The 24,934-nt window shown below is 69.0% G+C and carries 16 protein-coding genes; 1 reads left to right on the top strand and 15 read right to left on the bottom strand.

Annotated elements, in window-relative coordinates; translation table 11 throughout:
• Positions 1 to 30: 30 nt before the first annotated feature.
• Together ACMGRF_RS01115 and ACMGRF_RS01110 are read right to left on the bottom strand one after the other, a co-directional pair.
• Entirely contained in the window at positions 31 to 870 is an 840-nt protein-coding gene (locus ACMGRF_RS01115) for a glycosyltransferase family 2 protein (protein ID WP_080352879.1), read from the bottom strand.
• The gene (locus ACMGRF_RS01110; RefSeq protein WP_049439791.1) at positions 867 to 1,718 is read right to left on the bottom strand and encodes a glycosyltransferase family 2 protein; all 852 of its coding nucleotides are present in this window, start codon (positions 1,716 to 1,718) and stop codon (positions 867 to 869) included. Before ACMGRF_RS01110 ends, ACMGRF_RS01115 begins: the two co-directional genes overlap by 4 nt.
• Positions 1,719 to 2,380: 662 nt before the next feature.
• On the opposite strand from ACMGRF_RS01110, the gene ACMGRF_RS01105 reads away from it, so the two are divergent.
• Positions 2,381 to 3,295: an IS110 family transposase gene (locus tag ACMGRF_RS01105; RefSeq protein WP_049417105.1), complete on the top strand. Its 915-nt coding sequence runs from the start codon at positions 2,381 to 2,383 to the stop codon at positions 3,293 to 3,295.
• A 234-nt stretch (positions 3,296 to 3,529) separates the two neighbouring features.
• On the opposite strand, the gene gspD is transcribed toward ACMGRF_RS01105, so the two are convergent.
• From gspD to ACMGRF_RS01040, 13 genes are all read right to left on the bottom strand, one after another.
• Positions 3,530 to 5,731 carry a type II secretion system secretin GspD gene (gspD, locus tag ACMGRF_RS01100; protein WP_099486224.1) on the bottom strand — a complete coding sequence of 734 codons (2,202 nt, stop codon included), beginning with the start codon at positions 5,729 to 5,731 and terminating at the stop codon, positions 3,530 to 3,532.
• A 9-nt stretch (positions 5,732 to 5,740) separates the two neighbouring features.
• Positions 5,741 to 6,529, bottom strand: a complete 789-nt coding sequence (locus ACMGRF_RS01095; protein WP_049417194.1) for a hypothetical protein — start codon at positions 6,527 to 6,529, stop codon at positions 5,741 to 5,743.
• Positions 6,519 to 7,226, bottom strand: coding sequence for a type II secretion system protein GspM (gene gspM, locus ACMGRF_RS01090; RefSeq protein ID WP_239668821.1), 708 nt, complete (start codon positions 7,224 to 7,226; stop codon positions 6,519 to 6,521). The genes ACMGRF_RS01095 and gspM overlap by 11 nt, the downstream gene beginning before the upstream one ends.
• Complete coding sequence (locus tag ACMGRF_RS01085) at positions 7,207 to 8,352, bottom strand: PilN domain-containing protein (RefSeq protein ID WP_049438311.1); 1,146 nt, start codon at positions 8,350 to 8,352, stop codon at positions 7,207 to 7,209. Before ACMGRF_RS01085 ends, gspM begins: the two co-directional genes overlap by 20 nt.
• Positions 8,349 to 9,212, bottom strand: a complete 864-nt coding sequence (locus ACMGRF_RS01080) for a general secretion pathway protein GspK (RefSeq protein ID WP_262257599.1) — start codon at positions 9,210 to 9,212, stop codon at positions 8,349 to 8,351. The genes ACMGRF_RS01085 and ACMGRF_RS01080 overlap by 4 nt, the downstream gene beginning before the upstream one ends.
• Positions 9,209 to 9,841 carry a type II secretion system protein J gene (locus ACMGRF_RS01075; protein WP_080352973.1) on the bottom strand — a complete coding sequence of 211 codons (633 nt, stop codon included), beginning with the start codon at positions 9,839 to 9,841 and terminating at the stop codon, positions 9,209 to 9,211. Before ACMGRF_RS01075 ends, ACMGRF_RS01080 begins: the two co-directional genes overlap by 4 nt.
• Positions 9,838 to 10,257 carry a type II secretion system protein XpsI gene (gene xpsI, locus ACMGRF_RS01070; protein WP_049417200.1) on the bottom strand — a complete coding sequence of 140 codons (420 nt, stop codon included), beginning with the start codon at positions 10,255 to 10,257 and terminating at the stop codon, positions 9,838 to 9,840. The genes ACMGRF_RS01075 and xpsI overlap by 4 nt, the downstream gene beginning before the upstream one ends.
• Positions 10,254 to 10,748, bottom strand: a complete 495-nt coding sequence (gene xpsH, locus ACMGRF_RS01065) for a type II secretion system protein XpsH (protein WP_049417201.1) — start codon at positions 10,746 to 10,748, stop codon at positions 10,254 to 10,256. Before xpsH ends, xpsI begins: the two co-directional genes overlap by 4 nt.
• A gap of 6 nt (positions 10,749 to 10,754) precedes the next feature.
• Complete coding sequence (gene gspG / locus ACMGRF_RS01060) at positions 10,755 to 11,198, bottom strand: type II secretion system major pseudopilin GspG (protein WP_005415225.1); 444 nt, start codon at positions 11,196 to 11,198, stop codon at positions 10,755 to 10,757.
• 49 nt (positions 11,199 to 11,247) lie between these two features.
• Complete coding sequence (gene xpsF, locus ACMGRF_RS01055; protein ID WP_049438314.1) at positions 11,248 to 12,468, bottom strand: type II secretion system protein XpsF; 1,221 nt, start codon at positions 12,466 to 12,468, stop codon at positions 11,248 to 11,250.
• 24 nt (positions 12,469 to 12,492) lie between these two features.
• Positions 12,493 to 14,214, bottom strand: a complete 1,722-nt coding sequence (gene gspE, locus ACMGRF_RS01050; protein WP_014035931.1) for a type II secretion system ATPase GspE — start codon at positions 14,212 to 14,214, stop codon at positions 12,493 to 12,495.
• Between the two features lie 136 nt (positions 14,215 to 14,350).
• Positions 14,351 to 16,204, bottom strand: coding sequence for a S8 family peptidase (locus ACMGRF_RS01045; RefSeq protein WP_100477542.1), 1,854 nt, complete (start codon positions 16,202 to 16,204; stop codon positions 14,351 to 14,353).
• A gap of 157 nt (positions 16,205 to 16,361) precedes the next feature.
• Complete coding sequence (locus tag ACMGRF_RS01040; RefSeq protein WP_414485564.1) at positions 16,362 to 24,614, bottom strand: ESPR-type extended signal peptide-containing protein; 8,253 nt, start codon at positions 24,612 to 24,614, stop codon at positions 16,362 to 16,364.
• Positions 24,615 to 24,934 lie beyond the last annotated feature (320 nt).

Here is a 24,934-nt window from a genome sequence, read left to right as displayed (position 1 = left end):
CGCCCGGCGGCGTGAACCGTGGGCCCGGCTCTACAACGACCTGCGCAGCAGGCGCGGCACCAGCATCGCCGCATGCGCCCAGATCGCGGCCCACACCGCAACGCGTACCGGCAGCGACCGCTGCTTCGCCTCGAACTTCTGGAAGTAGCGCCACAGGCCCTTGTGCTTGTGCCATTCCACGAAGAATGGCCGCGAGCGGCTGGAAACGCCGCGCACGTGGGTGACATGCAGATCGTTGGCGATCGCCACCACCGCGCCGGCCTCGCGTGCGCGGCGGCACAGATCCAGGTCCTCGGCATGCAGGCGGTAACCCGCATCCCAGCCACCGATGCGCTCGAACAGGGCACGCGGCATCATCAGCAGCGCACCGGACAGCGCCGGCACCCGCTGCAGCACCTGCTGCGGGTCACGCGGCACCGCCAGCTTCGAGCCCTTGCCCGGCGAGCGCAGCATCAGCAGGAAATCCGGATCGCGACGGCGCACCGCTTCATCGGCGTGGCCGTGCTCGTCCACCTGCTCGACGCCGAGCAGGCAATCGCCCAGCACCTCGCCACGGCTGCGCAGTTCGGTCAGGGTGTCCGGCTCGACCATCAGGTCCGGGTTGATGAAGGCCAGCCACGGGCTGTGCGAGTCGGCCACGCCCTGGTTGTTGGCGGCGGCAAAGCCGGGATTGTCCGGATTGCCGACGAAGCGCACGCGCGGGTCATGGCTGGCGTGCCGCTGCACGATGTCCAGCGTGCCATCCATCGAACCATTGTCGATCACCCGGATCTCGGCGATATCCTGCGCCTGGCGCAGGCGCGACAGGCAGGCATCGATGGTGCTGCCACTCTGGTAGGTGACGACGATGGCGGCAATGGCTGCTTTCAAACGGGAGGCTCCGGCGCGGGCGGGACAAACAGGTCGCCCTGTTCCTTCGGCATTATCGCCTGCCGCATGCGCTGCTGCAGGTCGGCACGCAGGCCGTGCAGTGGATCGTGCATCAGGAAATCGGCCAGCCGCGGCACCCAGGCCGGCCAGCGTGCCGCCAGGGCCTCCAGGTCGCCATCGCGGCTGACCGCCTCCCCTGCCCGGCTGACGAACGCGGTCTCGCACAACACGTTGCGCCACCCCAGGCCCGCCATGCGCAGGCTGAGGTCGACCAGCGCGGCATTCCAGCCGGCATAGCTGTCCACGTCCAGGCCACCGGCACGGCGGCGCGCGTTGCCACGTACCAGCACCGCGTGGGTGACCGCCGATGGCAGCTCCGGGTGCAGCGTCGGCAACGTGGCGCAGGTATGCGCCAGCAAGGCCGGGTCATGGGGTTCGGGATTGATCTCGCCCAGCCGTGGCCACGCCGCGGTCTCGCCGGCATTGCACCAGGGGGTCGCAGTGGCGATGGCGGCATCGCGGGCGAAGGCATCCTGCAACTGCTGCAACCAACCGGGCGACGGCACGCTGTCCGGCGCCAGCACGGCCACGTCCAGGCCGTCGCAGGCGCGGAGCATCTCGTCCAGATGGGCAACCTCGCCCAGTGGGCGCGCGCGCCGGGTGTACTCGGCCTGCAGCGGCGTATGCGCCAACCAGTGCTCGACCACGGCCTGCGCACGCGGCCCTGCCTGCGCGTCGTCGGCCAGCCAGACCGCAGTGCCCGGCGCGGTGCCGGCATCCAGTGCGGCCAGGCAGCGGTCCAGCGCGGCATCGTCCACGCACAGCGGCAACAACACGATCGCCCCCATCCCGCCTCCGTGGTTGTCGGTGGTCACAGCGTAGCACCGGGAGGGTATCGGCCGGGTTGCACCCGGCACCCGCTTCAGGCCAGGGCAACAGCAACAGCCGAAGCAAGAGCTGGGTTCCTGGGGTTGGCGGGGTGGGTCCGGTTGCGGGGGACGCTGCAAGTACGTCCATGTAAGCTCGGTCGCCGCATCCATGCGGCTCACGCCCCCACAACCGGACCCACCCCGCCTTCGACAGTTTTCCGCGATCTGTCGAGCATTGCCTTCTGTAGAGCCGAGCCATGCTCGGCTCAGATCTCACAGATATCAAAATATTCGATTTCGATGGAGAGTCATCCACGCATGGCGTGGATCGTGTCGACCAAGGTCGACACCTACCAACAGCAGCAGGAAACTGTCAAAGGCGGGGCACTGTGGGTTGGCGGGGTGTGAGCCGCATGGATGCGGCGACCAAGCCTTATCTGATCGGAATCTGGCAGCGTAGGTGTCGAGAGCCGGCGTGGGCCGCCGTGTAAGCCTGGATCTCGACGATCGCCATGTAGCTTGGCGCCCACGCCGGAATCTCCCTTGATCCGCCCGAACAGTTGCTGGAGCTGACACTCGCAGTGATAAGACTGGGCAAGCGGGGGAGCTCTCGACCCTTCCAGACTATACGGAGTCCGGTGATGAACGGGATCGGGATTGATGTCAGCAAGCGCCAACTGGATGTCGGTACGACGGATGGAGAGACCCTGCAGGTCTGGAACAACCGCTCCGGCTTTTCTGAATTGGATGTTTGGCTGAAGAAGCGTCCGGTCAGCCAGATCGTGCTGGAAGCCACCGGCGGTTACGAGCGGCCGGTGCTGGATTTTCTGCACGCAGCGGGCCATCCGGTGGTCCGCGCCAATGCCCTGCGGGCCCGCAGGCTGGCCCAGGGGATGGGCCAGATGGCCAAGACCGACCGGTTGGATGCCTATGCATTGGCGCAGATGGCGGCCTTGGTGAAACTTCCCGCCTACCAGCCGCTGGAGCCTTGGCAGCAGAAAATGCGGGAATTCGTGCGGGCACGTCGACAGGCGATGCACGCGCTGACCATCGCGCGGCAGCAGCAGGAAATGGTCGGTGATCGTGAATTGCGCCGGCTACTGCAGGCCAACATCACCCGCTTGCAGACGCTGGTTGAACGTCTGGGAAAGCAAATTGCCGAGCAGGTTGCCCAGCAGCCTCAACTGGCTGTCCTGAAGTCGATGAAGGGCGTTGGCCCTGGCCTGCAGGCGGTATTGGCAAGCTATCTTCCCGAACTGGGGAGGATCAGTGGTAAGGCCATCGCCAGCCTGGTCGGTGTGGCCCCCATGTCCCACGACAGCGGAACCATGCGCGGCAAACGAAGCATCCATGGCGGCAGGGCCGAGATCCGCCAGGTGCTTTACATGGCCAGCATGTCGGCCATGCGGCATGAACCTCGACTGCGCGATTTCTACCAGTCGCTGCGAGCCCGGGGCAAAGAAGGAAAAGTAGCCATCGTGGCGGTGATGCGGAAAATGCTGGTGATTCTCAACGCCCGGGTGCGCGACGCTGAAAACGGGCTGGTCCCTGCCTAAGGCCAGCCAGGGCGCAGACCAAAGGCTGCCGGCCAGCGGCCGGCACTACCGTGCCCGTCTCCTGGAGGGGCCAAGCCCCTCCATCAACACAGTTGCTACATGGACGTATTCACGGCGTCCCCGCAAACCCACAGTGCCCCACCATCCCTCAGTAAACCCGCTGTTGCTGTTGCTGTTGCTGTTGCCCCAGCTCCGGCCTCTGCGGGTGCCGGGCGCAGCCCGGCCGCAAACCCCTTACTTCTTCGCGCGCGGCTGGTTCAGCGGCTCCATCGCGCGGAAGCGCTTGCTGTACTCATCGGTCAGGTTGCGCGATTCCTGGCTGTTGCGGACGATGGTCGGGGTCAGCAGCACGATCACTTCCGAACGACGGCTGGTGCGGGTCTTCTGCCCGAACAGCGCGCCAACCACCGGAATCCGGCTCAGGCCGGGAATGCCGCTGCTGCCATCGGTGCCCGAATCGGTGATCAGGCCGGCCAGCATGATGGTGTCGCCGCTCTGCACCGCCGCTTCGGTCGATAGCTTCTTTGTGGAAATGCGCGGGTTGCAGTTGCGCTCGTTCGGGTTGCAGGCGTCCGGCACGTCGGAGGCGCTGCTGACCTCCTGCACGATATCCAGGAACACCGTGCCATCGCGGGTCACGCGCGGGCGTACCTTGAGGATCACGCCCGTGTCGATGTACTGCACCGAGCTGTAGGTGCTGGTGCCCACGCCGGTATTCACCGTGGTGGTGTTGATCGGCACCTTGTCGCCAACGTTGAGCGTGGCCTCGGCGTTGTTGCGCACGAACACCGACGGTGTCTGCAGCAGGCGCAGGTCGGTGACCTTGTCCAGCGCGCTGACCACGGCGGCCGCGTTGTGGCCGGTGAACGCCCAGCCCACGCCATCGTTGCCGGTGACACCGCCGGCAAAGGTATTCCACGAACCGCCCGCTGCCGGCGGCAGGGTCAGGCCCGCCAGTGCGCCGGTCAGCGCGCGACCGGCCACGGCGTTGTCGAAGAACCAGTTCACGCCGTACTTCAGGTCACCGGTCAGCGCGACTTCGGCCACCTGTGCCTCGATGTGCACCTGCAGCGGCATCACGTCCAGCTTCTCGATCACCTCGCGGATCGAGCGCCAGGCCTGCGGGGTCGAGCGCACCAGCAGGGTGTTGGTCTCCTCCACCGCCGACACGCCGACGCGGTCGCCCTCCACTTCCAGGCTGACACTGACGTTGCCGGGCTGGCGCTGCGGCAGGTTCAGGCTGCCGTTGCTGCTGCCACTGCCACTGCTCCCGCCCAGCGTCGAGCCAAGGGTGCTGCTGTTGTTGTCCATGCCACGATCGCCGTCACTGCCCAGCTGCGACGGGATGGCGCCCGGCGCCAGCGAGGCCGGGCTGGAGCCGCCGCGGTTGCCACTGCTGGCGAAGGCCTCGCTGAGGCGCTCGGCCAGATCGCGCGCCTTGATGTAGCGCAGCTCGTAGGAGAACAGGCGGGCGCTGCCACCTGCGGTGTCGATGCGATCCAGCCACTGCTGGATCTGGTCCAGGTAGCGTACCTGTGGCGTGATCACCAGCACGGCGTTGGCGTTCTCCAGCGGCAGGAAACGGAACATGCCAGCGCTGGGCGTCTTGCTCTCTTCGCCGAACACCTTTTCCAGGTCGGCCGCGACCTGCTCAGCCTTGCCCGACTGGATCGGGAACACGCCCACCGACATGCCCGACAACCAGTCGACGTCGAAGATCTCGACGGTACGCAGGTAGTTTTCCAGTTCTGCGCGTGTACCACCGAGGGTGATCACGTTGCGGCCGCTGTCCACATTGACGATGGCGTTGGGACGCGCATACGGCTCCAGCACCTTCTTCATCTCGGTGGCGGAGATGAACTGCAGCGGGACCACGCGGACCTCGAAGCCGCGTGCGCTGGCCGCCGGCGCGGTGCTCGGCGCGACCGTGCCGGCCAGCGCCTGGTCGGCGGCGACAATGTTGTAGCGGCCGCCGCTGTAGACCATGCGCGCGTTGTTCCAGCCCAGCACCATCTCCAGCAGGTTCAGCGCCTGCGCCGGCGAGACCGGCTTGGGCGTGGCCAGGGTGACCGTACCCTGCACGCCCGGTGCGATCACGTAGTTCTGGCCAAGCATGTCGCCAAGGATGGCCTTGACCACCGCATGCAGTGATTCGCCTTCGAAGTTGAAGGTGGCCTCGCCGGTGCTGGCGCCATGCAGCGCAGGTGCCGGTGCGCGCGCGGCCTCACGGTTGATCATGGTGCCGGTGCCGCGACGGATCACCGCCTGCGGTGCGCCCTGGCTCTCGCGGGCGGCATCAGCGGCGACGTCGGCCGCTTGTCCGGCAGCGGCACTTGGCGACAGGTTGCCGTTGCGCTGCACGTGCGGCGCGGACACCGTACTGCAGCCGACCAGCAGCGCGAGGGCAAAGGACCAGGGAAGAAAACGCAGGTTCATGCATTCACTCTATCGGTTGGTGCCATCGCCCGGGGGCGGCGACGGTTGTTGCTGCTGTTGCTGCAGCTGGCGGCGGCGGGCCTGGATGCGTTCGCGGATGGCCTGCATCTGCGCCTCGCTGGGACCGTTGTTGTTGGCCGGTGGTGTTTTTGCAGCTGACGCCGCAGGTGTGGGGGCATTGCCGGCGGGCGGCGTCGGTGGGGTTGCCGCGACCGGAGGCGGTGCCGGCGGAGCACCCGCCGAAGGCGGCACAACGATCGCACCTGCAGGCGGTACACCGTTGGCACCGCGCAGCACCGTCGGCGGCTCACCGCCCTGGCCGTTGAACACCGCCAGTTCCAGGACCTGGTTGCCACCGGGGCCGATCACCGTCGCCTGGCGCGGCTGCAGCGCCACCAGCTGCCAGCCATCCACGGCTTCGCCATTGAGACGCAGGCGCAGCGAGCGGTTCTGTTCGGTGGTGAAGGTGGCCATGCCGAAATCGCCGGTCAGCAGCACGCCGGTCAGGCGCAACGCGGCACTGGCCGCCGGTTCGCTGCCACCCAGCAGATAGGGCCTCGGCCTGCGGTCTTCGGCAAACAGCGGGCGCTCTCCGATCGCGCTGTAGCTGTCGGCGCTGGCCATGCGCTCGGCAGCCAGCGGCGGCAGCGATGGCAGCGATGGCGCGGCGTCGGCATCACCGTCGGCGCCCGGCAGCTGGCTGCCCAGCCCGAAGACGGTTGCCAGCCAGACCGCCGCCGCCCAGCCGGCCAGTGCCAGCAGGAAACCGGTACGCAGGCTGATCTGCTCACGCTTCATCGGCCACCTCCTGCCCTTCGGACGGGGGCGCCGGCTGGGGCGCAGGCGTGGCCTCGGCCGGCGACGTGGACGATGCCGGTGCCGCAGCGGGTGCCGGTACCGTGCCATCGGCGGCGGCGCCTGGCAGCAGATAGCCGGCCAGCTCGAAGGACACATCCAGGCCCAGCCCCGATTCGTTCGGCGATTGCTGGAAGCGCTGCGCGATCAGGTTGAGGTTGTCGACGAACAGGCGGGGGCTGCCGGTTTCGAGGCTGTGCAGCACGGTGGCCAGTTCGGCCACGCCGCAGCGCAGGCGCACCTGCATGGCCACGCGCACGAACTCGGCATCGCGCCGGTTGTCGGCCAGTGGCGTGCGGTTGCTGATGGTGCAGCTGCGGTTGCCCGGGCTGGCCATCGCCACCGCATCCTGCAGCCGGGCGCCCAATGCAGCGGCGGCAGCTTCGGCAGTGGCTTCGCGCAGGAAGCCTGGCCGCTGCTGCAGTGCCTCGCGGGTAGCGCGAAGGCGCTGTTCGATCTGCGGCTGCTGCTGCAGCTGCGCCTGCACGCGCGACTCGCGTTCGCGCAGGGCGGCGACATCGGCATCGATCGCACGCAGCGGCTGGGTGAACCAGGGGTGCACCAGCAGCAGATAGGCCAGGCCCAGCACTGCCAGCAGCAGTGCCAGCGCCAACCAGCGATCACGGCGTGCGCTTGGCATCGGCATCGGCCGCCTCCGGGGTCGGTGCTGCGGCCGGCAACGGCTGCAGTTCGGCGGTCATGGTGAAGCGGTCGCGGCCACTGGCCGCGCCATCGGCCTGCAGCACCCCGGTCAGGTTGACCTTGCGCCACTGCGGTGCGTCCTGCAGCAGCTGCACCAGCTGCGATGCCTCGCGGCTCAGGCCGATCAGCTGCAGGTTGTTGTTCTCGATCGCCAGCTTTTCCAGGTAGGTGCCTTCCGGCAGGCGCCGGGTCAGTTCGTTCCAGATCTCCACCGTACCGGCGCGCTGGCTGCGCTGCTTCTCAAGGAATGCAGCGCCATCGATCAGCGCCTGCAGCTGCGCGCGTTCGCTGGCCACGCCACGCGCGCTGCGCGCGCTGCGCTCGACCTGCGCACGCAGTTCGTCGGCGGCGGCCTGGCGGTTGTCCAGCAGCTGCACCGCGGCCAGTACCAGCATCACGACGGATGCCACTGCCAGCAGCAGGTTCCAGCGCCGCATCGGGTCTGGCCGCAATTGGCGCTGCGCGGGCGGCAGCAGGTTCACCTGCAACACGTTACCCTGCGCATCGATGGCATCGACGCCGGCCAGCGCATCGGCCCATTGGCCCACCCGCGTGCGCCATGCCTCCAGCTGCCGCAGTGGCCACGCCACCAGTTCGACCTGCAACTGCCCTTCGCCGCCCGCGCCGAGTTCACGCACGTCATAGCTGACCTGGGACGCTTCGAACGGGGTCTGCCGGTCGATTTCGAAACCGACCACGGCACGCAGGCGGTCGGCCGCCGCGGCGGGCAGGCGCAGCGTGCGCCGCAGCACATCCGCCGCGGGCAGCAGCCACACCCGGGGCAGGCTGCGCAGGCGCGGCTCGAGTACCCGGTCCAGTTCCACCGGAGACAGCGGCCACGGCAGGCGCGCCACCACTTCGCGGCGTTCACCGGCCTCACGCCAGACCTGCAGCTGGTCGCTCTCAGGCTGCAGCAACAGGCGGGCCTGGCCCCAGCCCAACGCCCATTGCCAGCGCACCGGTACCCAGGCCAGCAGCGACTGCCGCCACCAGCGCAGGAAACGGCCAGCGCCCGGGCCGATCCGGCCCTGCACCTGCCGCAGACTGTCCTGCCACGCCGTCATCTTGCTGTCATTCCCTGCTCCCAGCGAAGCACTGTGTAGGTCCGCCCGGGAACCCCGCCCGAGCCACTGCGTACCACTGCCTGCAACACCGACCTGCGTCCACTGCTGTCGATGGCAGCGGACTCGATACTATAGGTGCCGCTGCTGCTGGCAAGCGTTGTCGTACCACCAGCGGAATCTGCATCACGCTCCTGCTGGGCGCGCTGCGCCAGCACAGTATCCGCATCCAGGCCCAGTGCGGTCAGTACCGGTGCGCTGGCGAACTGGGGATCCGGGCGCGCCTGGCGGCTGTACAGGGTCAGGTGCGGCAACATCGCCCGGTACAGCGTGCCGCGCATGCCCAGCACGCGCTGCAGCTCGCCCAGGGTCTCGAACCGCTTGTTGCGTGGGCCATAGGGCAACCCGGCTGCGGCGTAGTCCTGCGCTTCGGCACCACCGCCCGGCTGCAGCAGGCTGTCCTCGTCACGCCAGTCGATGATGGCCCCGGCCAGCTGCCGGGCCTGTGCATCGTCTTCACCCAGTGCCTTGAGGAAAGCGGCCAGCAGCGCGGCATCGGCCAGGTTCAGGTTGATCTTGCCGTTCTCGTCCAGCACCTTGATCTCGATGCTGGCGTCGTCGAACTGCCAGCGATAGGTCCGACCGTCGGCACGCCACGGCGCGCGCTGCGGATCGGCCGACAGGCGCAGCAGTGCATATTCGAGGCCGGCACGCGCACGTTCCTGCCCGCGTGCATCGTCATCCAGCACGCGCTGCTGCAGGTGTTCGACCCGTGCGCTCAGCGCGAATGCGCCGACCAGCGCGGTCATCAACGCGATCAGCCACAGCACCAGCACCAATGCCGCCCCACCCTGACGACTCATCGCGCGCCTCCGCTGCCACCGGCGCGCAGCGCCACCACCAGCGGTGGCCACGGCGCGCCCCGGGCCGGCACGATCTGGATCTCCACCAGCATCGGCAGGCGGCGGGTGTCGTCCCAGCGCGGCATCCAGTCGGTCACCTGCCCGGTGCTGGCATCGATACCCCGATAGCGCAGCTGCACCGACTTCAGGTTTTCCACCAGCACCTCGGGCGGGCGCGGCGGGTTCTCGGCGATGCGCTCGCCTTCCTGCAACAGCACCAGCTCCAGCAGCAGGCGCTGTCGGCCATCGCGTCCGTCGACCTGCAGCGCGTGCAGGTAGGGTCCGCCACGGCCGAGGTAGCCGGGCAGATCGGCGGCGAACAGCATGCGCTGTTCCTCGCCCTGGAAGAAGACCGGCTCGCGGGTGGGATCCGGAACTTCCAGTGGAGTGCGCAGCGCGCCCGCCAGCTGCCTGCGCAGCAACGATTCCACCGCGCGCATGCGTTCGCTTTCGGCGGCGATCTGCTCGCCGCGCTGGCTGACCGCCATCGCCGAGCGCACGCTGGCAAAGGCCAGCGCCAGGCCGCCGGCCAGCAGCACGGTGGCCAGCATCACTTCGACCAGGGTGAACCCTGCGGCGCGGCCCCTCACCGGGCATTCTCCAGGTCGGGCGGCAACAGGCGCAGGCTGCGCCAGCGCAGTTGTTCGCGTTCGCTGTCGCCCCAGCGCACCCGCAGCTGCAGCTCGGCCAGCCATGGGGTGCCCGCTGACGTGGCCTGCACGACGTTGCCGGCGCGTGGCTCCACCCACGGCTGAACCTGCAGTTCCCAGTGATAGCGCCCCTGTTCCCAGTCACCCTGTTGGCTGCCCACCTGCAGCGGTGTGTCGACGCCGGCTTCGGCCAGCAACGACTGGGCGTGCAGCACCGCGCGCGTGCGCAGCTCGGCATCGCGCACCTGTTTTGCGCCGCCGGACAGGCTGCCCAGCAGCAGGGTCAACGCCAGGCCCAGCAGGGCGAAGGCGATGATCACTTCGAGCAGGGTGAAGCCACGCGCGCGCCGCTTCATTGCGCCCGCCAGGGGCCGGAGCGGACCTCGCCGGTGAGCCAGCCGACGTCGACGCGCCATTCGGCGCCGTCGCGCTGCAACCGGATGCGGCCACCGCTGGAGCCACCGTCGGGATGGAATTCGATCACGCCCTGCCCGGGCGCGGTGGCCAGCTGTGCGGCACCTTCGAACTGCACCTGCAGCTGTGCGGGCACCTCACCGTGGCGCTGGTTGGCGCCCTCCCAGCGCCGCCGCGCCGGCTCGATGACGAAGCGCTGCGGTTCACCGCGGGCGATCGCCTGCGCGCGCACCATGCGCAGCTGGCTGGCGATGTCCTTGCCTGCGCTGCGCAACTGCATGCCGGCGAAGCCGCGCGACAGGCCGGCGGCGGTGATCAGGCCGATCGCCGCGATCAGTGCGATCACCAGCAGCATTTCCAGCAGCGACAAGCCCGCCGCGCGCCTGCCATGCAGGCGCGGGTGGGGCAACCGGCGCGGCAGGAAATACGTCATGCGCGGTTACGGCTGGTAGCGGATGTCAGCGTCGACGCTGCTGCCGCCGGCCTTGCCATCCTTGCCCAGGCTGACCAGCTCATAGGGCTGGCCTTCGCCCGGTGCGCGGTATTCCAGGGCGTGGCCCCACGGATCGTTCAGGTCGGCCGGCTTGGCGTACGGGCCGAGCCAGCCGCCAACACCGGCCGGTGCGGTCACCAGGTCATTGAGCGAGCCGGGCAGCTTGCCGGTGTCGATCTGGTAGTTGTCGATCTTGGACGCCACGGTCTGCACCTGCGCCTTGGCGATGTTGGCCTTGCCACGGTCGGCACCGCCCAGTACGCGGCTGGCGACCAGGGTCAGCACCGCGCCGATCAGCACGATGACGATGATGATTTCCAGCAGGCTCATGCCCGACTGGTTGCGCGCGGCAGTGAAGGAAAGGCGGATCGGTCGGCGACGGGCAATCATGGACGGTCCTTTCAGTTGCGGAGTGTCGGGGTTGCAGGGAGTGCCATCGTCAACCGATGGCATTGGTCAGGTCGTACAGCGGCACCAGCACGGCGACGATCACCGCGCCCACCACCGAGGCCAGCACCAGGGTGATTGCCGGCACCATCGCCGCCAGCATGCGGTCGATGCGCCGGGCACTATCCTGTTCGAAGGTGTCGGCGGCCTTCAGCAGCATGGTATCGAGGGCGCCGGATTCCTCGCCGACCTGGATCATCTGCAGGGCCAGGCGCGGGAAGCGCTTGCCGCGCGACAGTGCCAGCGACAGGCCGGCGCCGTTCTTCACCTCATCGGCGGCCGTTTCCACGTCGGCGGCCAGCGCGCGGTTGCCCAGTACGTTGCGGGCGATGCCCAGTGCACCCAGCAGGGGCACGCCGTTGCGCAGCAGGGTGCCCAGCGTGCGCGCCAGGCGCGCGGTTTCCAGTTCACCGACGAGACGACCGATGCCGCGGCGCCGCAGCAGCCAGCCATCCAGCGCCAGCCGGAACGCGGGTTGCCGCGCCTTGCGCTCGAAGAACAGCGCCAGCAGCGCCGGCACCACCAGCAGCAGCACCCACCAGTCGCGCACGAACAGGCCCAGCTGCAGCACTGCATTGGTGAACCACGGCAGCGCCACGTCCAGGCTCTCGTACATCTGCGCGAACTGCGGCACCACGTAGCCAAGCAGGAACAGCAGCGCACCGCCCACCACCACCAGCAGGATCGCCGGGTAGACCAGCGCGTTGATGACCTTGCCCTGCAGCGCGCGGCTGCGCTCGAGGTAGTCGGCCAGGCGTTGCAGGGTTTCATGCAGGCTGCCACCGGCTTCGCCGGCGCGCACCATGTTCACGTAAAGGCGCGAGAACAGCCCATGCTGGCGTTCCAGCGCGGTGGACAGCGGTGCACCGCCACGCACCACGTCGCGGATGTCGGTGATTGCGCGGCGTGATCGTTCGTCCTCGGGCAACCCCAGCAGGATCGACAGCGCGCGGTCCAGCGGCTGGCCGGCACCGAGCAGGGTCGCCAGCTGCTGGGTGAACTGCAGCAATGCAGCGCCCTGCAACGGGCGCTGCTGCAGCAGGTTGCGCCAGCTGCTGCCGCCGATCGCGCCGGCGTCGGCCAGCTGCGTCTCCATCGGCAGGTGGCCCTGGTCCTGCAGGCGCGCGATCAGCTCGGCCTCGCTGGCCGCTTCCATCTGCCCGTCGAAGACCTCACCGTGCGGATTGAGCGCCTTGTAGCGGTAGTTCGGCATGTCAGCCCCGGCGTCCTGCGCGCATCAGCTTTCCTCGGTCACGCGCAGCACTTCCTCGATGGTGGTCTGTCCGCTCAACGCCTTGGACAGGCCATCCTCGTACATGGTGCGCATGCCGGCTTCGCGGGCGATGCGCTCGATCTCGCCCATGCCATCGCGACGCATCACCGCACGCCGCAGCGCATCGTTCATCACCAGGAACTCCATGATGGTGGTACGCCCCAGGTAGCCGGTCGGCGCCAGCGCCGAGGGCTTCGGGCGGTAAAGGTGGATCGGTCCCTCCGGCTGCAGGCGGCGCAGCTCGAAGCGTTCGATCTCCTCTGGCGACGCTTCGTAGCGTTCGGCATGGGTCGGCTCCAGCCGGCGCACCAGGCGCTGGGCCAGGATTCCGTTGATGGTCGAGGTGAGCAGGTAATCCTCCACGCCCATGTCGAGCAGGCGGGTGATGCCACCGGCCGCATTGTTGGTGTGCAGGGTGGACAGCACCAGGTGGCCGGTCAGCGCCGACTGGATGGCGATGCGCGCGGTTTCCAGGTCGCGCATTTCACCGATCATGATGATGTCCGGATCCTGGCGGACGATGCTGCGCAGCGCGTTGGCGAAATCCAGGCCGATCTGCGGCTTGGCCTGGATCTGGTTGATGCCCTCGATCTGGTATTCGACCGGATCTTCCACCGTGATGATCTTGACGTCGGCGGTGTTGAGCTGGCTCAGCGCGGTGTACAGCGTGGTGGTCTTGCCCGAGCCGGTCGGGCCGGTCACCAGCAGGATGCCGTGCGGCTGTTCCAGTACCTTGCGGAACTGCGGCAGGAAGGCGTCGGTGAAGCCGAGCCGGTGGAAATCGAAGACCACCGTTTCACGGTCCAGCAGGCGCATCACCACGCTCTCGCCGTGCGCGGTGGGCACGGTACTCACGCGCAGGTCCAGCTCCTTGCCCTGCACGCGCAGCATGATGCGGCCGTCCTGCGGCAGGCGGCGCTCGGCGATGTTGAGCCGGGCCATGATCTTGATGCGGCTGATCACCGCTGCGGTGAGGTTGGCCGGCGGGCTTTCGCCCTCCACCAGCACGCCATCGACCCGGTAGCGGACTTTCAACCGGCTCTCGAACGGTTCGACATGGATATCCGAAGCGCGTAGTTCCACCGCACGCTGGATCACCAGGTTGACCAGACGGATCACCGGCGCTTCCGAAGCGAGGTCGCGCAGGTGCTCGATATCGTCGACAGCGCCGCCCTCGCCATCGGCGGTTTCCACGATCGCGCCCATCGCGCTGCGGCCCTGGCCGAACCAGCGCTCGACCAGGTCATCGATCTCCGCGCGCATGCCCAGCACCGGTGTCACCGGAACCCCCAGCGCCAACTGCACGGCCTGCTGCGGATAGGCATCGTGGGCATCGGCCAGCCACAGACGCACCCCGTGTTCATCCAACTCCAGCGGGCACACATGGAACTGCTTCAGGAAGCGCAGCGACAGCGGTAGTCCCTCGGCCAGCGCCTGCGGCGGGGCCTCCGGCACCTGCTTGCCCTCCAGCAGCGGCAGGCCCAGCACCTCGGCGCTGGCCTGTGCCTGGTCGCGTTCAGACACCAGGCCCAGGCGCACCAGCAGGCCCAGCAGGCTGCCGCCGGCCTCGGCGTGCAGCGGCCGCGCGCGCGCCAGGTCTCCTTCCTTGAGCCGGCCGCGTGCCAGCAGCGCATCCAGGATGCGGCCTTCGGCATCGTCGGTAACGGTTGCAGCGAGCGCGTTCACGTGACTCTCCTGTCAATCGGACCGACTTTAGCAGTTAAGCCATGATTTCCGCCGCCCTGCGGCCAGCTTTCATAAAAAGACGAAGCCCGTCACACAGGATGACGGGCCTCGGCCGTTCAACTACGACACGTCAGGCTTACTGCGTGGCGAGGATGCTCACGCCGTTGTAGGCCGCTTCGCCCACTACCTTGATGTAGTAGGTGCCTGCCACCGGCTTGTTCACCCGTACCGTTTCGGACGTGCCGGGACGGGTCGACTTGCCATCGTTGTCGCTGGCGCTCGGCTCGCGTCCCTGGGCGATGTAGACCGACACGTTGCCGGTGCCACCGTAGGTGATCACGCTGAGCTGCTTTCCGGCGGCTGCCTCGAAGCTGTACAGGCGGCTGCTGCCGGCCGTACCGTTCAGCCCCCCCACGGCGGTCTTGTTGGTCAGCGGCGTCGCCACCGGCCCGCAGTTCTCGGTGCACGGCTCTTCCAGTGCCTTGGCCAGCGCCGCCTTGGCATCGACGATGCCGGTGCCGATCGGAGTGGCGGTCGGGATGCTGACCGGGAACGGACGCGCGGTTTCCTTCAGCAGCGTGCGCATCGCCGCGGGGGCCAGCGGATCCTTGCCCTTGGCGATCAGCGCGCTCTGCACCAGTGCCGCGACGGCAGCCACGTGCGGCGAGGCCATCGACGTGCCACCCATGCCCATGTAGCTGTAGCTGCCCGACTCCGGCGTGGTGGCCGCATCGGAACCGGACTGCCAGACGTAGCCGCCGGGATTGCCATCGACGCTGCCGCCACCCCCCGGACCGGACAGGTCCACGCGGGTGCCGTAGTTGGAGTAATAGGTGATGCCGCCGGTGATGCGGGTGGCACCGACGGTCACCACGCCGTCGCAACTGGCCGGACGGTACTTGGAGGCGTTGTCGGTCTCGTTGCCTGCGGCCACGACCACGGTGGTGCCCCGCGAGATCGCGCCGTTGATCGCATCCTGGTAGGTCCCGTCGCAGCTGCCGCTGCCGCCGAGGCTCATGTTGATGACCTCGGCCGGGTTGGCATTGGCGGGCACGCCCGCCACCGTGCCGCCGGAGGCCCAGGTGATGGCGTCGGCGATATCGGAAAGGTAGCCACCGCACTTGCCGAGCACGCGCACCGGCAGCACCTTGGCCTTGTGCGCGACACCGGCCATGCCGACGCCGTTGTTGGTCTGCTCGGCCACGGTGCCGGCCACGTGGGTACCGTGCCAGGAGCTGTCCTCCGCGACGGAGCCGGTGTAGCACTCGTTGTCGTTCTCGACCCAGTCACCATAGTCCTGCGCGCCTGGCACGCGATCGTTGGTGGCACGGCGCGACGTCTCGGCATCACTGATGAAGTCGTAGCCTTCCAGCAGGTTGCCGACCAGGTCCGGATGCTGCGGCAGGATGCCGGTATCGAGTACCGCCACCACCACGCCTTCACCCTGCGACACGTCCCACGCCGACGGTGCATTGATGCCGCCGGTGGCGTTGTGCAGGTGCCACTGGTACTGCTGGTAGTACGGATCATTCGGCGCCAGCGCAGGCTGCACGTCACCGGCGCGCAGTTCGCTGCGGCGCAGCTTCACGTCGGCCTCGGCGTACTGCACCGCAGGGTCGGCCTTCAGTTCCTTCAGCACGCGCTGCAGTTCGGCCGGTGCCAGGCGGCCCTGCAGGCGGATCACATCCGCGCCCACGCCCAGCCGGCGTACCACCTGCGGGCCCAGCGTACTGGCGCGCGCGGTACCGCCGGCCAGGCTGGCGCGGGTCAGCGCCGACTGCACGGTGGACAGCTTGGCCGAACGGTCACCGGCTGCAGCGCTACCGGCACGATACTTGACGATGATGCGGTCGGTGCCCGGCTGGGCAGCACTGGCCTGGCGCACCGGTTCGCGGGTCGGCAGTCCAGCGGCGTGGACGGCACCCACCGCGGTCATCGACAGCACGGCGGCGGCAAGCACATTGATGCGAAGGTTCTGCTTCTTGATCACGTCGAATTCCTCTTCTGGGTCATGGATCGAACCAACACTGCGGCCATCATTCCTTGACGACTCCCGGCCGGCCCAGCCGGGATTGCCGTGACCTCCCCCCAGGCCCTGTTTGCAGGTTTGGCGCCGGCGTGGGTGGCCGCCGGCGCGGTGGTTTGGCTTACCAGCCGAAGCCGGCACCGACGCCAACCGAGCTGTCGTCACTGCTGAAGGCACCGCCGAAGGTAACCGTGGCGCGATCGCTGATCGCACGCTGGTAGCCCAGCGACAACGCCGACTCGCCGCCCTGGAAACCGATGCCGACGCCGACCCGGTTCTGGGTGCGGATACCGGCGGCACTGGTAGCCATGTTGAGCATCGCCGCACTCATCGCACCCTGGCGGTCGATGCGACGATCCATGTGGCGCAGGCGCCCGTCGATCTCGCCCTTGAACACATCGAAGCTGTCGGCAACGGCCTGGACGCGGCTGTCGGTGTAGCTGTTGGCGGTGGCCATGCCACGATCCAGCTGGCCCTTGTTGACGGCGTCGGTGGCGGTGGTGCCCGCGGCGACGTTGGTGACCTGGCGCTCGTTGCCTTCGCTGCCCACCGACACCGTATTGGCACGGTCGGCAACCGAGCCCTGGCCCAAAGCCACCGCGTTGGCAGCAGTGGCACTGGCGCCCTGGCCGATGGCGGTGGACGAGGCGCCACTGGCCACTGCGCCTTCACCCATGGCGACGGCATTGAAGCCCGTGGCCGGGGTGCCAACCGGAATCCCGGCGCCGGCGGCAGCGGCAGTCGGAGTGCCCTGCACGCGTGCGGCGCTGGCCGGTGCCGCATCGGCGGTCACCGCTGCGTCGGCGACGCTGGCCAGCGGGCTTTCATCCAGCGACGCACTCATTGCGCGCAGGCTGGAAGCACCTGCGCGCGTGCCACCGGCGGTGCGGCGATCGATCTCGCTGACCTTGCGGTCCAGCGCACCGAGCGCATCGCCGACGTTGCTGTACGTCGCGCCCTGGATCACGTAGTTCGGCGCCACGAACACACCCTGCATGCCGACGCTGGCGCCACCGCCGAGGAAGCTGGCGGCATCACTGAGCGACTGGAACAACTGCCCGCCATTGATCGCCTGGCGGCTGCCGGCGGCGATGCTGCCGGCACCGACGTTGTCGATGGTGGTGCCCTGGAAGCCGGACAGGGTCAGGCGATCACGGCTGGCGTCGTCATAGCCGACCGCACTGGCCGCCGTGGTCTCGACCGTGGCGATGCGCGCATCGAAATCACCCACGCGGGTTTCCACTGCGCCCACGCGCTGGTTGGTGACGTTGAGCTGTGACCCGGTGACCGCATCGGTGCTGCCGGCAGCAATGCGGCCGTCGGCAACATTGACGATCCGCCGCGTGGCCGGACCGGCGGTGCCGTTGCCACCGCCGACCGAGACCACGTTGGCCTCCAGCGCCCGCGAACCGGCACCCAATGCCACTGAGTTGTTGCCGCTGGCGCCGCTGTTGGCGCCCAGTGCCAGCGCCGCGTTGCCGATGGCCGTGGCACCACTGCCCAGCGCATTGCTGCGGCTTCCACTGGCGTTGGCGTTGCCGCCGATGGCGACGGCATCCGTGCCGGTGGCACTGGCGGTACCCGAACCGTTGGCCTTGAAGCGTTGGCCGACCGCATCGGCGGTGGCGGCCACTGCATCCAGCTGGCCCTTGTTCACCGCATCGGTGGCCTGCGTACCGGCCGCGACATTGGTGAGCTGGCGGTTGATCGCGCTGTGGGTGACGCCGGCAGCATCGACCCACTCCTGTGCGGCACCCACCGACACCGTATCGGCGCGGTCGGCCAGCGAGCCCGCACCCAACGCGACGCTGTTGCCGGCGTCCTTGGTGGTCCAGGTATTGCTGCCGAGCACCGTCGCGTTGCTGGCCTGCGCGTAACTGTTGTAACCGACCACGGTGGCACCGTCTTCGGTAGCCCACGCCTCACTGCCGATGGCGGTGGTGAACCGGCCTGCACTGACGCTGGCGGCATCCTGTCCGGCCAGTGCATTGAAGCCGACCGCCACGCCGTTCAATCCGGTCGCGGCGTTGTTGCCCAGAGCGGTGCCGTACTCGCCCGCCTTGGCCTGCACGCCGAAGCCGGCGCCGGCGATCTGCGCAATGGTGCCCTGGCCCACCGCCGTGGACACGTCGGCGGCCTGCGCGGCACTGCCGATCGCGGTGCCGAAGAAGCCGGCGCTGGCGCCTGCACCAAACGCCGTGGCGCGCCAGCCATTGGCCTGTGCGAAGTTGCCGACTGCCGTGGTTTCGCGACCATCGGCGATCGCGCCGTAGCCCACGGCGGTGGCCGCCAGGCCGGCGGCCTCGGCCATGCCGCCGACAGCGGTCGCCCCGATGCCCTGCGACTGCGACTGCGCGCCGATCGCAATGCTGGCGGCGCCGCCGCTGCTGCTCTGTGCACCCAGCGCGACGGCACCGCCTGCGGTGCTGCTGGCACCGCTGCCGATCGCCACACCCTGCTCGGCCGTGGCCAGTGCGTCGACGCCGACCGCCGTGGCATTGGCCGCGACCACCGTTGCGCCGCTGCCCACTGCGGTGGCGCCGTTGCCAATCGCATTGGCCGCATTGCCAGCGGCGAGCGCGTCGTCGCCCTCCACCCGTGCACCGGCTTCGCCATCGGCGTTGCCGCTGGCCTGGAACTGCCGGCCAGTCCTGTCGGCAACGCTGGCAACCGCGTCCAGCTGGCCCTTGTTCACCGCGTCGGTGGCCTCGGTGCCCGCCGCCACATGCGTCACCTGGCGCTCACCGCCCGCGGTGCCCACGGCCACGGTATTGTCGCGCTCGGCCTTGGAGCCGGCGCCCAGCGCCACGCTGTTCAACCCGCTGGCGGTGGCACTGGCGCCCAGTGCCGTGGCATCTGCCGCATCCGCCCACGAATTCCAGCCGATCGCGGTGGCGTAATCTTCGGTCGCCCAGGCGCCGGCACCGAAGGCCGCCGCGCCGGTGCCGCTGGCGCGCGACGGGATCAGGCCGAAGAAGGTGCTGCCACCGATGGCCACGCTCTCGGCGCCACTGGCTTCGCTGGACTGGCCGACCGCAACGGCACCGCTACCGGCCGCGGCGGCGCCGAAGCCCACTGCCGTGGTGTTGGCACCGCTGGCCGCCGAGCCGTAGCCCAACGCGGTGCCGAGGCGACCGCTGGCTTCGGCATAGCCACCGACCGCGGTGGTGCCATCGGCGGAGGCGGCACTGCGGAAGCCACTGGCCAGTGCCTGCGTGCCGCTGGCGTTGGATTCGGTGCCGGTCGCGTTGCTGTACGCACCACTGGCCTGTGCACGCGCACCCACGGCGCTGGCGCCGAGTTCGCTGGCGCTGGCGCCGGTACCGAGCGCAAGGCTGTCTTCGCCGGTGGCCTGTGCGGTACTGCCCAGTGCTGCGGCGTTGTTGCCGGTGGCCAGCGCATCGATGCCGACCGCCGTGGCGTTGGCCGCCAGTGCATTGGCGCCGCTGCCGAGTGCGGTGGCACCGTTGCCGATGGCGTTGGCCGCGTCACCGGCCGCCAACGCGTTGTCGCCCTCGACCAGGGCGCCGGTTTCACCCTCGGCGTTGCCACTGGCCTGGAACTGCCTGCTGGTCTTCTCCGCTGCTGCGGCGACGGCGTCTAGCTGGTTCTTGTTGACCGCATCGGTGCCCTGCGTGGCATCGGCCACGTTGGTGATCTGGCGGGTATTGCCAGCACCGCCAACCGACACGGTGTTGTCGCGGTCCGCAATCGAATCGGCGCCCAGCGCCACGCTGTTGGCCGCGCGCGATTCGGCGGCGTTGCCCAGTGCGGTGCTGTTGATGCCGCCGGACCAGGCGCCGCCACCGACGGCGGTGGAGTAATTGCCCGATGCTTCGGTGGCCAGCACGCCGAACAGCGAGCCGCCGACGGCGACGCTGTTGGTGCCGGTGGCCAGGCTGCCCTGGCCGGTGGCCGTGCTGTAGGCACCGGAGGCTTCCGCATCGCCACCCACTGCCACACTGTTGGAACCGGAGGCATTGGCGAAGTTGCCGAAGGCGGTGGCGTTGAACGCCGATGCCTGCGCATAGCCACCGATGGCGGTGCTGTAGCCACCGGTCGCTTCGGCGCCGATGCCGAACGCGGCCGACGCGGTGCCGCTGGCGATGCTCTCGCTGCCGACCGCGGTGGAGCCGCTGCCGCTGGCGTTGCTGAAGTAGCCCACCGCCACGGCTTCCTCGCCGGAGGCTTCGGACAACACACCGTTGGCGGTGCTGCCGGCGCCGCTGGCGATGCTGGCGGCACCGAACGCCGCGCTCTGCTCGCCGCTGGCTTCGCTTTCCGCGCCCTGTGCGGTGGCGTACTCACCGGTCGCCTGGGCGTTGGCACCGACGGCGCTGGCGTTGGCGGCGCTGGCCAGCGCGTTGAAACCGATCGCCTGCGCGTTGTTGGCCAGCGCGTTGGCACCACTGCCGAGCGCGGTGGCGCCGTTGCCGATGGCGTTGGCCGCATCACCGGCGGCCAGCGCGTTGTCACCCTCCACCAGCGCACCGGCGACGTCGTCACCGCTGCCACTGGCCTGGAAGAAGCGGCTGGTGGTCGTGGCGGTACTCGCGACCGCATCCAGCTGTGCCTTGTTCACCGCGTCCGTGGCTTGGGTACCGGCAGCGACGTTGGTGATCTGCCGCTCGTTGCCGCTGCTGCCCACCGACACCGTGCGTGCACGACTGGCAACCGAACCGGCACCGAGCGCGACAGCATTGCTGGCGCTGGCGTTGCTGCCGGCGCCCAACGCGATCGCGCTTTCACCGCCGGCCACCGTGTTGGTGCCGATGGCAATGCTGTTGAGGCTGTTGCCCAGCGCCTGGAAGCCCAGCGCCACGCTGTTGTCGCCATAGCCGAAGGCACCACGGCCGACCGCGGTGGAGCTGGCACCATTGGCCCAGCTGTTGTAGCCGATGGAGGTTGCGCCACTGCCGCTGGCCCAGGCCGCGTTGCCGAACGCCGAGGCATTGGTGGCGGTGGCCCATGCACCGGATCCGAAGGCGCTCGCACCACTGGCCGTGGCCCAGCTGTAGCCACCGACAGCGGTGCTGTCATCGCTGCTGGCGAAGGCGCTGTCACCGACCGCAACGGCATAGCTGCCGGTCGCACGCGACTTGCCGCCGGCCGCGAAGCTGTTGTCGCCGCTGGCCTTGGCGGCATTGCCGAACGCGCTGCTGGCAGCCCCGGTGGCCTGTGCACCGCTGCCGACCGCCGTGGCATCGGCAACCGCCGTGGTGCCCACCTGCTGCGCCTTGCCGTCGGCGCCGATGATCGGCTGGTTGTACTCATCGTAGGCCTGTCCGAGGCCACCGATGGCAACACCGCCGTTGCCGGTGGCGCTGGTGTTGCGACCCACTGCCACGCTGTCATCACCGATCGCCGACGCGGCTGCGCCATGTGCAACCGCGCCAGCACCGATCGCGTTGCTCGAGGAGCCGGCCGCGACCGCGCCCTCGCCCTCGGCGAACGCACCGACATCACTGCCCGCTTCGGGCTGTGCCTGGAAGAAGCGCGCGGTGCCGTCGGCGGTGCTGGCCACGGCGTCCAGCTGCGCCTTGTTCACTGCATCCGTCGCTTGCGTACCCGCGGCCACGCTGACGATCTGGCGTTCATTGCCATTGGTGCCCACGGCCACCGTATTGGCCCGGTTGGAGCCCGAATAGGCGCCCAGCGCGACACTGTTTTCGGCGCCAGCGGTGGCGTAGTAACCGATGGCCGTGCTGTCCTTGCCGATGGCCCAGGTCTGCGCGCCCAGTGCGCTGGCGTTGTCGCCTGCGGCATAAGCGAAGTAACCCAGCGCGGTGGACTCCGCGCCCACCGCTTCGGTGAAGCTGCCGTTGGCCAACGAGCGGTCACCACTGGCGACCGCACCGCCACCTACCGCGGTGGAGGACACGCCGCTGGCCCGCGTCTGCACATACAGGCCCATGCCCGGCACGATGTCGGCCGGGCCACCGATGGCGACGCTGCCGGCGCCAGTGGCGCTGCTCTGCGTTCCCAGGGCGGTGGCGTTGCTGCCACTGGCGGTGGCCGCCGCGCCGAAGGCCGCGCTGCCCTGCCCCGAAGCCAGCGCATTGCTGCCGACAGCAGTGGCGCTCTGCGCGATGGCAACGGCGCCCGCTCCCAGTGCACTGCTGCCATTGCCGATCGCGTTGGCCGCCTCGCCGGCGGCCAGCGCATCTTCGCCTTCGGCCAGCGCACCGGCATCGCTGTTGCTGCTGCCGGTGGCCTGGAAGTGCTTGGCGGTGGCATCGGCCACGGCAGAGACGTCCTTCAACTGGGCCAGATTGACCGCATCGGTGGCTTCACTGCCCGCGGCAACGCTGGTGATCTGCCGTTCGTTGCCGGCGCTGCCGACCGCCACGCTGTTGGCGCGCACCGCTTCGGAGTTCGCGCCCAGTGCAACGCTGTTGGCACCGCGTGCGGTGGCGTAATAACCGACGGCGGTGCTCTGCGCGCCGCTGGCCCAGGTCTGCGCGCCGAGCGCGCTGGCATTCTCACCCGGGGCGTAAGCGAAGTAGCCGACGGCGGTGGATTCCGCACCGGACGCTTCGGTCAGGCTGCCGTTGGCCACCGCACGATCGCCGCTGGCGATGGCACCGGCGCCGACCGCGGTGGCGGCTTCGCCGCTGGCCTGGGTCTGCACGAAGAAGCCCAGGCCCGGAATCAGGTCGGCCGGGCCACCGATGGCGACGCTGCTGGTACCGGTGGCGGTGCTCTGCGTACCCAGTGCGGTGGAGTAGTCACCGATGGCGTTGGCGACCGCACCGAACGCGGACGACTGCGCACCGGCGGCATACGCGCCAACGCCGTAGGACGACGCCGCAAATCCACTGGCTTCGGCACTGGCACCGACTGCAGTGCCACCGACGCCTGCGCTGGTGGCGCCGGTTTCGACCGGCACGCCACCACTGGTGATCAGTGGATTGCCATCGGCATCCACCGCAGCACCACCGACGGCGACGCTGCCCGGGCCGTTGGCCTGTGCGTTGTTGCCGAACGCGGCGCTGTTCTGGCCTGAGGCGAGTGCGTTGTTGCCCACCGCGGTCGCGTTCTGTGCGACGGCATTGGCGCCCGCGCCCACGGCGGTGGTGCCGTTGCCGATGGCGTTGGCCGCCTCGCCGGCCGCCAGTGCCTCGTCACCTTCGGCCAGCGCGCCCGCATCGCTGTTGCGGCTGCCCGTGGCCTGGAAGTGCCTGGCGGTGGCATCGGCCACGGCGGCCACGTCCTTCAGCTGGCCGACATTGACCGCGTCGGTGTCTTCGGTGCCCGCCGCGACGCTGGTGATCTGCCGGGTCAGGCCGTATTCGGCGGCGCCGACCGACACGGTGTCGACACGGTCGGCCAGCGAGCCGGCGCCCAGCGCCACGCTGCCGGTGGCGACCGCCGCCGAGTTGGACCCCAGCGCGGTGCTGTACTCACCCACGGCGGTGCTGAACGCCCCCACCGCGATCGATGCTTCATTGGCGGCAGTGGCGCCACGGCCCAGTGCGGTACTGCCCGGGCCCATCGCCACGGCACCGCCACCGACGGCAGTGGCGCCATCGGCGGTGGCTTCGGACAACGCACCCAGTGCGGTGGCCGCGCCGTTCTCGCTGGCGGCATAGGCGCTGGCGCCGACGGCGGTGTCACCAAGACCGAACGCTGCGGCGCTCTGCCCGACCACCACGCTGGCGTCGCCGATTGCCAGAGCGCCCTGGCCGAACGCGCTGGCGCCCAGGCCGGCGGCAATCGCCTGGGTGCCGATGGCAGTCGTGGCATTGGCCAACGCCTGTGCACCGGCACCGGCGGCAACCGCGCCCTGCCCGTCGATCTTCGCCGCGTCGCTGTCATCACCGGCGCCATCGGCCTTGAAATAGCGCTCGCCATCGGCGGCCACGTCCGCCAGCGCGACCTGCGTGGCGCGCGCCTGCGCATCCAGCTGTGACTTGTTCACCGCATCGGTGGCCTGGGTGCCGGCGGCCACGTTGGTGATCTGCCGTTCCTTGCCGGCATCGCCAACGGACACCGTGTTGGCGCGGGTGGCCCTGGAGCCTGCGCCCAGCGCCACGCTGTTGGCGGCAGTGGCGCTGCTGTTGCTGCCAATCGCCACCGCGTTGCTGCCCTTGGCACTGGCGGAGCCTTCGACCAGGCATTTTTCCAGCAGCTTGCCGCTGAATGCCACACAGGTGGCGCTGCCGCCGATCTGCACCGACTGTGCGGCGGCGGAACTGCTCATGCCCAATCCCAATACCAGGCCCAGTGCCACCGCCAACAGCGCGGGCGTGGCCGCTGTCGTATCGCGGCGCTGGTCGACAACACCGCCGCTGCTGTCGGAGGAGGCCAGTTCCGAGGCCACCACCAACTGACCCAGTGCTTTGTTCCAGACCTTGCGATAAATCCGATTCATCGGTACGGCTCCTGATTGGACTGGTTTTGGGCAAAGCAACGCCACCGCCGGGCCTTCTGGCCCAACGTCCCCTGGGGGCGTTTATTCGCGTGATTTACTGCGGGGTATTGCCGAACGGCGCGCAGCGACAGAAAACCGAGCGCGTGCGCCGAGCGGTTACTGCGGAATGAATGGTTCTGAAACGGGGTTCAAGTGTTAACGGCAACTTTGCAGATCGTCAAGACTTTGACACGACAAATGCTATTGCCGTGAAGCAGTTCACCATTTCACGTGTTTATAAAAGTATTTTGTTAGGTACACGTGACGGACCGCTGGCGCAT

The organism is Stenotrophomonas sp. EMP41 (assembly GCF_047495535.1).
Classification (GTDB): domain Bacteria; phylum Pseudomonadota; class Gammaproteobacteria; order Xanthomonadales; family Xanthomonadaceae; genus Stenotrophomonas; species Stenotrophomonas sepilia.
Note: the sequence above shows the minus strand (reverse complement) of the source record. Positions and strands in the feature narration are given on the sequence as shown.

Coding starts and splice junctions, on each gene's coding strand:
- ACMGRF_RS01110 (WP_049439791.1), bottom strand. CDS start 1,718: ATGGGGGCGATCGTGTTGTTGCCGCTGTGCGTGGACGATGCCGCGCTG.
- ACMGRF_RS01105 (WP_049417105.1), top strand. CDS start 2,381: ATGAACGGGATCGGGATTGATGTCAGCAAGCGCCAACTGGATGTCGGT.
- gspD (WP_099486224.1), bottom strand. CDS start 5,731: ATGAACCTGCGTTTTCTTCCCTGGTCCTTTGCCCTCGCGCTGCTGGTC.
- ACMGRF_RS01095 (WP_049417194.1), bottom strand. CDS start 6,529: ATGAAGCGTGAGCAGATCAGCCTGCGTACCGGTTTCCTGCTGGCACTG.
- gspM (WP_239668821.1), bottom strand. CDS start 7,226: ATGCCAAGCGCACGCCGTGATCGCTGGTTGGCGCTGGCACTGCTGCTG.
- ACMGRF_RS01085 (WP_049438311.1), bottom strand. CDS start 8,352: ATGACGGCGTGGCAGGACAGTCTGCGGCAGGTGCAGGGCCGGATCGGC.
- ACMGRF_RS01080 (WP_262257599.1), bottom strand. CDS start 9,212: ATGAGTCGTCAGGGTGGGGCGGCATTGGTGCTGGTGCTGTGGCTGATC.
- xpsI (WP_049417200.1), bottom strand. CDS start 10,257: ATGAAGCGGCGCGCGCGTGGCTTCACCCTGCTCGAAGTGATCATCGCC.
- xpsH (WP_049417201.1), bottom strand. CDS start 10,748: ATGACGTATTTCCTGCCGCGCCGGTTGCCCCACCCGCGCCTGCATGGC.
- gspG (WP_005415225.1), bottom strand. CDS start 11,198: ATGATTGCCCGTCGCCGACCGATCCGCCTTTCCTTCACTGCCGCGCGC.
- xpsF (WP_049438314.1), bottom strand. CDS start 12,468: ATGCCGAACTACCGCTACAAGGCGCTCAATCCGCACGGTGAGGTCTTC.
- ACMGRF_RS01040 (WP_414485564.1), bottom strand. CDS start 24,614: ATGAATCGGATTTATCGCAAGGTCTGGAACAAAGCACTGGGTCAGTTG.